Origin of the sequence: Streptomyces swartbergensis (genome assembly GCF_002148965.1) — a bacterium.
GTDB lineage: Bacteria > Actinomycetota > Actinomycetes > Streptomycetales > Streptomycetaceae > Streptomyces > Streptomyces swartbergensis.
This window is the reverse complement of the sequence record NZ_NGFN01000354.1, coordinates 1-8,843: the sequence shown is the minus strand read 5'-3', so window position 1 is coordinate 8,843 and position 8,843 is coordinate 1. Positions and strand designations below refer to the sequence as shown.

6 protein-coding genes and 2 pseudogenes are annotated in these 8,843 nt (G+C 73.5%); 4 read left to right on the top strand and 4 right to left on the bottom strand.

What is annotated here, in order from left to right; genetic code table 11:
- Together CA983_RS36130 and CA983_RS49735 are read right to left on the bottom strand one after the other, a co-directional pair.
- Positions 1 to 1,649: ABC transporter permease (locus tag CA983_RS36130; RefSeq protein WP_086604965.1), on the bottom strand; the 1,649-nt coding region annotated here is incomplete at its 3' end.
- A complete protein-coding gene (locus CA983_RS49735) occupies positions 1,643 to 2,362 on the bottom strand; it encodes an ABC transporter ATP-binding protein (RefSeq protein ID WP_425276498.1) in 720 nt (239 codons plus the stop codon). The genes CA983_RS36130 and CA983_RS49735, both read right to left, overlap by 7 nt.
- A 289-nt stretch (positions 2,363 to 2,651) precedes the next feature.
- Between CA983_RS49735 and CA983_RS36120 the strand changes: the two are divergent.
- The 4 genes and pseudogenes from CA983_RS36120 to CA983_RS36105 form a co-directional block, all read left to right on the top strand.
- Positions 2,652 to 3,758, top strand: a pseudogene (locus tag CA983_RS36120) (sensor histidine kinase); the annotation flags it as partial.
- A pseudogene (locus CA983_RS36115) lies at positions 3,748 to 4,406 on the top strand (response regulator). The pseudogenes CA983_RS36120 and CA983_RS36115, both read left to right, overlap by 11 nt.
- A gap of 88 nt (positions 4,407 to 4,494) precedes the next feature.
- The gene (locus CA983_RS36110) at positions 4,495 to 5,367 is read left to right on the top strand and encodes a ScbR family autoregulator-binding transcription factor (protein WP_341866721.1); all 873 of its coding nucleotides are present in this window, start codon (positions 4,495 to 4,497) and stop codon (positions 5,365 to 5,367) included.
- Positions 5,368 to 5,565: 198 nt separating this feature from the next.
- Positions 5,566 to 6,906, top strand: coding sequence for a cytochrome P450 family protein (locus tag CA983_RS36105; protein WP_086604964.1), 1,341 nt, complete (start codon positions 5,566 to 5,568; stop codon positions 6,904 to 6,906).
- Here the strand turns inward: CA983_RS36105 and CA983_RS36100 are convergent.
- Both CA983_RS36100 and CA983_RS36095 read right to left on the bottom strand, forming a co-directional pair.
- The gene (locus tag CA983_RS36100; protein ID WP_086604963.1) at positions 6,851 to 7,786 is read right to left on the bottom strand and encodes an NAD-dependent epimerase/dehydratase family protein; all 936 of its coding nucleotides are present in this window, start codon (positions 7,784 to 7,786) and stop codon (positions 6,851 to 6,853) included. The two genes, CA983_RS36105 and CA983_RS36100, sit on opposite strands and share 56 nt — an antisense overlap.
- Positions 7,783 to 8,778, bottom strand: coding sequence for a ScbA/BarX family gamma-butyrolactone biosynthesis protein (locus CA983_RS36095; RefSeq protein WP_244207236.1), 996 nt, complete (start codon positions 8,776 to 8,778; stop codon positions 7,783 to 7,785). Before CA983_RS36095 ends, CA983_RS36100 begins: the two co-directional genes overlap by 4 nt.
- Between the last annotated feature and the right edge of the window lie 65 nt (positions 8,779 to 8,843).

Here is an 8,843-nt window from a genome sequence, read left to right as displayed (position 1 = left end):
GGGTGGGCGGCGCGGGCCTCGGAGCGGATGAGGGCCACGTCGTCCTCCAGGACGTGGACGGCCGTCGAGGACGTCGGGGACATCTCGGCGCCCGGGACGGCGCGCAGTCTGCGCAGGGCGTCGTCGAAGCCGGTGCCGGCGGGCGGGGTCACGACGAAGGCGGCGGTGGTGCGCTCGCTCGTCTCGGTGGTCTTGGCCCGGTTCAGGGTCGCGGTGGCGCCGAGCAGGGAACCCGCGAGGGCGACGGTGACCAGGACAGGGGCCGCGAGCGCGGCGGTGCGGCGCGTCCCGGCGGCGGTGTTCTCGCGGACCAGCATCGCGCAGGCGCCCGGCAGCCACGTCAGCAGCCGGGTCAGGGGGCGCAGCACGAGCGGGGAGAGCAGGGCGGCAGCGGTGATCAGCAGCATCGGGCGGCTGATGTAGGACTTGCGGTGGAGCAGGTCGGCCGGGTCGCCGGCCAGGGACAGGCCCAGTGTCACCGCGGCCGCCAGCAGCAGGGCCGTGCCGGACAGCAGGCGGCCCCGGGTGATGGTCCCGCTCTCCGCCGAGGACTCGCGCAGCGCCTCGGTGGGGCCGGTGCGGCCGGCCCGCCAGGACGCCGCGGTCGCTCCGCACAGCGCGACGAGCAGGCCGGTCCAGAAGGCCGCGTGGTACGGCCAGGTGTGGTCGCCGATGGTGAACCAGGCCGGGGCGAGGCCGTTGCCGACGACCCAGGCCGCGAGGCGGGGCGCTCCCTGGGAGGCGAGGGCGCAGCCGGTGGCCGAGGCGAGTGTGCCGACGGCGAGGGCCTCGGTGAGGACGCTCCGGCGAAGCTGGCCGGGAGTGGCCCCGGCGGTGCGCAGCAGGGCGAACTCCCGGCGCCGCTGGGCGACCGCGAAGGCGAAGGTCGACGCCACCACGAAGACCGACACGAAGGCGGTGACGCCGCCGGCGGTGCCGAACAGGGAGTTCATCGCCGTGAGCGCCTCGCCGTCCCGGCCGGGGTCGGCGTCGGCGAGGCGGCGGGCGTTCCCGGTGAGGACCTGGGCGCTGTCGCCCACCGCCCGCGTCACGGCCGCCGGATCCGCCTTGATGACCAACTGGGAGATGGCAGGCGGCAGATGGGCGGCACGGGCGTCCGTGAAGAAGACGGCGTTCTCGAATCCGCGCGAGGCCAGGGTGCCGACCACGCGTACCGTGCCCCGGTCCGTGCGGAGCCGTTGGCCGACGCGCACCCGGTCGCCGGTGACGACGACCTCGTCGACCGGGCGGGGCGCCCGGCCGGTGACGAGGTCGTAGGGGGTGAACGCTGCGGTGGACCAAGGGTGGCCCACCATGTGCGTGGGACCGCCCGTCACGGGAAACGACCGGTCCTCGACGACCGTGCCCAGCTTCCGCAACCGCGCGACGGTCGCCGCGGGTATGGGGCGCGGGTGGGCGAGCCGGGACTCGCGGTCGCCGGTCGGGGTCGGTACGCGCAGAGTGTCCTGGGCCTTGACGACGACCGGCGCCGCCGCGAAACGCTCGGGGGCCCGCTCCGGGGCGGCGGCCGACGAGGCCAGGGCCAGGCCCGTCACGGTCAGCAGTGCCACGCCCAGCGAGAGCGCGACGAAGCTGCCGGTGAAGGTGGCCCAGCGGGCGCGCAGGGTGCGCAGGGCGACGCTCAGCACGGCACGGCCTCCAGGCGGGTCATGCGCGCGGCGACGGCGTCGGCGCTCGGGGCGGTCAACTCCCCGTGGACGCGCCCGTCGACGAGGAAGAGCACACGGTCGGCGCAGGCGGCGGCCACCGGGTCGTGCGTGACCATGACGACCGTCTGGCCCTCGCGGTCGACCATGCCGCGCAGCAGCCCGAGCACCTCGCGGCCGGTCCGCGTGTCCAGGGCGCCGGTCGGTTCGTCGGCGAACAGCACGTCCGGGCGGGTGATCAACGCGCGGGCCAGGGCAACGCTCCCCCAGTGCCTTAAGGGCCTGGGAGGGGCCCCCAGCTGCTGGCCGCCGGACAGCTGCCCGGGTCTGTGCCGGGCCCGTTCGGCGAGGCCGACCTGCTGGAGCGCCTGGTGCACCCGGGCCTTGGGGACGCGCCGGCCGGCCAGGCGCAGGGCGACGTTCTTCCTCTGCCTCGTGCCGATTGACCGGTGGCCTCCACGGATTCGCGCGGAGGCGGGCCGGCGCAGTGCAGCAGGTTTTAGACCCGAAGTAGGGCCAGGCATACCGTTCCTGAAGACTGACGCAGGAATGACCCGATCAGCCGCACGCCCCGAACGGTCTTGGGCGGACTGGTCCCCGGCGTACTCAACCCCGGGGCGGCGACACGCATCCTGTGCGTGGTCCGAGCCCGGGAGGCCAGTTTCCTGGCGACCTGGCCAGGTGGGAACGGCCAGTGGCGACGGAGAGGCCCCGAACCATCCTCTGGTGGAGCGGGGGCCCCGCACGCTGGCGCCGTACCCGGCGTCCCAGATCGCATGGTTACGTTAACCCGGTCGGCCCAGAGCACCGCAAGCTCGCGAGCCGACCATCACACGATCGAGCTAACTCGACCTTGTGCACACTCTCCTGGCAGCAGCTGCCGACCCCTGGACCTCCCCCTGAGCCCAATGGGGGACCTCGGCGGGCTACTACGGGGATCCCCATGCAGCCTCGGAACGTGTGGCAGGCCATGGCTCGCCCCGGCTACCAGGACTGCCGCTGCTCCTTTGTACGGCCCTGGTGGGCATCCCCGGTCGCCGCGGTGGAGCGGCACAGGCTGCGGCTGGTCGACGCGGAGCCGGCGTCCGACCCGCACGAAGCACCCGGGGAGCCGGGGCTGCGGGCCTGGCTGTCGACCCGGCTGCGGGAGCGGGCCACCTGGCGGGAGCTGGGCCACGCCCTGCTGTTCGCGGGCTGTTGTGGCCGGTCGACGCTCTCGCGTTCACCGCCTTCCTGCTGGGGCCGCTCTCCGTGGTGGCGACTCCGTTGCTCATGGCCGTCTTCGGAGAGGCGAAGGTGCTCAAGGTGTGGCTGGTCACCACCTGGCCGGCTGCCGTCGGGTTCGCCGTCCTCGGACTGGTCCTGCTCGCCCTGGGCGCCTACCTGCTGGGCGTCGCGGCCGGGGCGCGGGCCGGGCTGACTCGGCTGCTGATCGCCCCGCGCGAGGCCGACCTGGGGGCCAGAGTGGTCGAACTGGCCCGTTCCCGGGTGCGGTTGGTGGACGCCTTCGAGGCGGAACGGCGGCGGATCGAGCGCGATCTGCACGACGGGGCGCAGCAGCGGCTCGTCGCCCTGACGATGACGCTGGGCCTGGCCCGGCCGGACGCCCCGCCGGGCCCGCTGGCCGACCAGCTCGCCAAGGCCCACGAGGAGGCGGGCACGGCCCTCGCGGAACTGCGCGAGCTCATCCACGGCATCCACCCCAAGGTCCTCGCCGACTACGGCCTCGAAGCCGCCGTCGCCGACGCCGCCGACCGCTCGGCCGTGCCCGTGGACGTCGATCTGGAGCTGCCCGGGCGGCTCTCCCAAGCCGTCGAGGCCGCCGCGTACTTCGTGGTGTGCGAGGCGCTCGCCAACGTGGGCAGGCACAGCGGGGCGAGCCGGGCGGAGGTGAGCGGCGGGCTGAGCGAGGGCCGACTGGTCCTTCAGGTCCGCGACGACGGGCGCGGCGGTGCGCGGGCCGGGGAGGGCAGCGGGCTGACCGGACTCGCCGACCGGGTGTCGGTGCTCGATGGCAGACTCTCCCTGTCCAGTCCGCCCGGCGGACCGACCCTGCTGCGTGTGGAGATCCCTTGTGGCCCTGCGAGTTGAGCGACCGCTGCGGGTGGTCCTGGCCGAGGACAGCGTGCTGCTGCGGGACGGGCTCGTCGGGCTGCTCGAACGCTGCGGACACGCGGTCGTCGCGGCCGTGGGGGACGCCGGGGCACTGATCACGGCCGTCGGGGAGCACGCGCCCGACGTGGTCGTGACGGACGTGCGGATGCCGCCCGGGTTTCAGGACGAGGGCCTGCACGCGGCCGTGCGGCTGCGCGGGGAGCGGCCCACGCTGCCCGTCCTGGTCCTCAGCCAGTACGTGCAGCGCCGCTACGCCGCCGAGCTGCTGGACTCCGGCGACGGCACAGGCGTGGGCTATCTGCTCAAGGACCGGGTCGGCCAGGTCGAGGAGTTCGTCCAGGCTCTCGGCGAGGTGGCCGACGGCGGCACGGTCGTCGACCCGGAGGTCGTACGGCAGTTGCTGCGCCGCCGCCGCGACCCGCTGGAGCGCCTCACCCCGCGCTAGCGGGAGGTGCTGGCGCTGATCGCCGAGGGCAGGTCCAACGGCGCGATCGCCCGCGAACTGGTCGTCTCCGAGGCGGCCGTCGGCAAGCACATCTCTGGCATCCTCACCAAGCTGGACCTGCCGCCGGCGGACGAGACCCATCGCCGGGTGCTGGCGTGCTGGCGTATCTGCGGGCGTAGGCGCGGCGGGCGTCAGGCGTGGCGGGCTTGGCGGGCCTCGTGGGCCTCGCGGGCCGGCCCGGCCGGAGCCGAGGTCTTCGGCTCGTCCGTGCGTTGTGGAAAAACCAGCGAGTTGGTTTCATTGCGTCGCCATCAGAGCCCTCCACGGGAGCCAGGGGTGACCAAACAGGACCGGGCCGTCCGGACCCGTCTCGCGCTGATCCGGTCGGCGGCCGAGCAGTTCGAGGCACGGGGATACGTCCGGGCCAGTCTGTCGGAGATCAGCGCGGGAGCCGGCGTCAGCTCCGGCGCGCTGCACTTCCACTTCGCGAACAAGGCCGCCGTGGCCGAGGCCGTCGAGTACGCGGCCGCCCGTGCCCTGCGCCGCGTCGCGGGCCGGGGCCGCGGCGGCGACGGGTGCGCCCTCCAGCGCCTCGTGGACGTCACGCACCACGTCGCCCGGCTGCTGTGCGCCGACGTCGTGGTGCGCGCGGGGCTGCGGCTCAACGCCGAGGCGGTCGCCGGGCGGGTGCGGGACCTGCGCCGGGAGTGGCGGGAGTGCGTGCACGAGCTGCTGACCGAGGCGGAGCGCAAGGGCGAACTCGCCGCCGGGATGCCGCCGCACCGCTCCAGCGCCGTCGTCCTCGCCGCCACGACCGGCATCGAGGTGCTGGCCCGGGAGGACCCCGGCTGGCTCGCCCGGACCTCACTGACCGACCTGTGGCACCTGCTCCTGCCGTGCGTGGCCGCCCCGCACCTGGCCGGCGCGCTGGACCCGGCCGGGACCGAGCCGGACCGCGCGGAGGCGGACGCCGGCAAGGAGGCGGACGCCGGCAAGGAGCCGGATGTCGGCAGGGAGCAGCACGTCGGCAGGGAGGCGGCCGTCGGCAGGGAGCAGCAGGTCGGCAGGGAGGCGGCCGTCGGCAGGGAGGCGGACGGRGCGCTGGAGGAGCCGGGCCGGGCGGGGCTCGCGCTGCGATAGCGGGGCGTCCCGGTCGGCATTGGGCCGGATCGGCTTTGGGCCGGATCGGCTTCGGGTCGGATTTCAGTCGGCTTCCGGTTGGCCTTTCCATGGCCAACAGTCATTGAAGTGGTGGCCAAAACAAACCGGTTGCCAAGTTTTTTCGTCACTTCGATCGCACGATGGTTCCCCAGCCTCTGGACCAAGGAGCGATGAGTCATGGCACAGCAGGCCTGCCCCTTCCTGGCGATCGACCCGTCCGGCCAGGACCTCTACGACGAGATAGCCCGGATCCGGGCCCAGGGACCCGCCGTGGAGGTCGAACTCCCGGGCGGCGTACGGGCGTGGTGGATCAACGGCCTGGAGCTGAACAAGCGGCTCCTGGCCGGACCCGAGACGAGCAAGGACGCCTTCCAGCACTGGCCGGCCTGGATCAACGGGGACATCTCCCGCACCTGGCCGCTCGCGATCTGGGTGTCGGTGCGCAACATGGTCACGGCCTACGGCACCGACCACAGCCGGCTGCGCAAGCCGATGTCCGCCGCCTTCACCAAGCGCCGCGTCGACGCGCTGCTCCCGCGCGTCCAGGAGATCGTCGACCGGGCGCTGGACGACCTGGAGCGGATCCCCGAGGGCGAAGTCGTCGATCTGCGGGCGGCGTTCGCCGCGCCGATACCGCACGAGGTGGTGTGCGAACTCTTCGGCGTACCGCCGGGTGAGGACGGTCCGCGGGGGGCCCTCTACCGCATCATCGGCCGCTTCTTCGACACGGCGATCTCCCTGGAGGACGCCCAGGCCAACGGGGTCGAGCTGTACGGCACGCTGACCGCGTTCCTCCAGTACAAGCGCGAGCACCCGGCCGACGACCTGACGACGGCCCTCATGGCCGCGCACGACGAAGGCAGCCTCAGCGAACAGGAGTTGATGGACAACCTGATCCTGCTGCTCACCGCGGGTTTCGAGACGACCGTCAACCTGATCGACAACACCGTGCACAGCCTGCTCGCCCACCCCGACCAGCTCGAACTGGTCCGCTCCGGGCAGGTGACCTGGGAGGACGCCATCGAGGAGTCGCTGCGCTTCGAGGCGCCCGGTGCCATGTCGGGTCTGCGCTACGCCGTCGAGGGCATCGAGATCGAGCCGGGCCTGACGATCCCGAAGGGCGATCCGATCTTGGTCTCCTTCGCCGGTGCCGGACGCGACCCCGAGCGGCACGGCCCGGACGCCGAACGGTTCGACGTCACCCGGTCCACCAGCCGCGACCATGTCTCCTTCGGCCACGGCGTGCACCACTGCCTGGGCCGGCCCCTGGCCATGGCCGAGGCGACGGTGGCCCTGACATCCCTGTTCGACCGTTTCCCGCGGCTGGTCCTGGCCGATCCGGCCCGGCCTCCGAAGCGGCTGCGCTCCATCATCTCCACGGGGCACCAGGAGTTGCCCGTGCTGCTGCACGGCCGGGATCGCGGGCCGGTACCGGGTCCGCGTGCGGAGGAGGCGGAGGCGATCAGGAGGCTTTCCGGCCTTGGAGGAACGAGCGGTACCAGGGGGCCGCGCGCCTGAATTCGGCCGCGAACCCCTCGCCGGGGGAGCAGTCGAGGTCCTTCCAGAAGGCGTCGTCCACGAACCAGTGGTCGACCGTGAGCATGCCGAGGTGATGGAGGGCGAGCGGCTTCCCGGCGGCCCGGTCCAGGGCGGTGGCGACGTCCACCGCCGCACCGCCGCCGGGCTCCTCCAGCAGGGTGCCCACCGCCCCGAGCAGGTCCGAGGCCCCCACGGGCTCGGGGTGGTTGACGTGGTGCACACCGCCGTCGTGCGCCGGGGACAGGGCCGCGGCCACCACCGCACGGCCCAGGGTGTCCACGTCGATCATCGACTGGAGCGCCTCGCACCCGGTCAGGGTCGCCGACAACTCGCCCAGCAGCCACACCAGTCCGGGGACGACCCACCGGTCGCCCTCGCCGTGGACGAGGTGCGGGCGCAGCACCAGGCCGCCCGCGTCGAGGACGTGCCGTTCGGCGGCGGCCCGGGTGCGGCTGGTGGCCGACGCGGGGGCGATCGGCACCTCCCCGGGGCGCACACCGCGGAACGGGCCCCGGCCGTAGACGGCGGCCGTGCTGACGTACACGATCCGGCGCACCCCGGCGCGCGCGGCCTCCTCGACCAGGGCCCGCGTGCCCAGGTCGTTGACGGCCTCGACGGTCTCGGCGTCGCCGCCGACCCGCGTGGCGCAGTGCACCAGGACGTCGGCGCCCGCGCAGGTGCCGCGCAGGGAGAGCGGATCGGCGAGGTCGCCGTGGACGGACGCGCCGGGCTCGGCTCCCGGTGGTGGGGTACGGCGCGACAAGTGCCGTACGCGGACGCCGGGTTTCCGGTGTGCGGCGGCTGCGACCCTGCTGCCGACGAAGCCGCTCGCGCCCGTGATCAGAAAATCGACCGTCACGACAGCGACCGTACCCGGGCCGGCTGCGCGCAGGTCAGCGTGGCGCTGAAGACGGACTCGCCGTCCTGCCGCCCGGATACCCGTACGGTCGTCTCTCCCGGACCTCCCGCATGTCCAGGATCCCCCGTATGTACCGTGTCTCCCGGATCCCTCCCATGTCCCGTGTCTCCCGGATCCCTCCTACGCCCCGTGTCTCCCGGGTTCTCGTCGAGCACCTCCGTCTCGATCCAGCACGGGCTGTGCAGCTCGGCGTACCGGGCGAAGGTCGCCGTCATCGAGCGGGGCAGGAAGGGCTGCCGGCCGGACGCGGCGGCCGCTGCCTGGCGGGCCGCCTCGAACAGGACCATGCCGGGCACGTGGTCGTTGGGCCGCGGGAAGAGCACCGGGTGGCCGGTGTCCACGCGCAGCCGCCAGACGCCGGGGCGGTCGGCGGGGGCGAGGACGACGTCCTCGGCGCGGGAGCGGCCGGCGAGCGCCGGGGATATGCCCGGCAGCAGCGGCACCGGGGTGCCCAGTGCGGCGAGCTGCTTCTGCCGCAGACGGCGGTAGGCGAGCGGCGAGGTGCAGCCGGTGCTGCCGGTGCCGCGGGCGATGAAACGTCCCGCACGGCGGAACTCCATGGTGGTCCGCATGCTGTGCAGGCCGCGACCGCGACGGCGTATCTCGGAGCACACGACGTCGACGTCGACCGGCTCGGCGGCGTCCGACAGCAGGAGCGCGGACGGGTCGGTGTGGACCGTCAGGTCCCACATGACGAAGTGGGTGTCGGCGGGGGCTCCGAACTCGGCGTGCGCGAGCACCATCGAGGCCTGCCGCAACGTTTCGCCCACGATCATCGGATCCTGGTGGCGGTCGTCGACCGGGCCGAAGAAGGAGTGGGTGGCCGGCCAGTGAGCCGTGAAGCGGAAGCGGGTTTCGGAGATACGGCGCCACTGGGTGGGGAAGACATCTGCTTCGGTGGTGCGGTGGGCGAGTTCCTTGGTGACCGAAATGGGTTCGGTGGCTTTGGTGAGTTCGGTGGCTTTGGTGAGTTCGGTGGGGCCGATGGCTTCGGCGG

What these genes read in the sequence shown, in the direction of transcription:
- CA983_RS36105 (WP_086604964.1), top strand. Translation starts at nt 5,566, where the DNA reads ATGGCACAGCAGGCCTGCCCCTTCCTGGCGATCGACCCGTCCGGCCAG.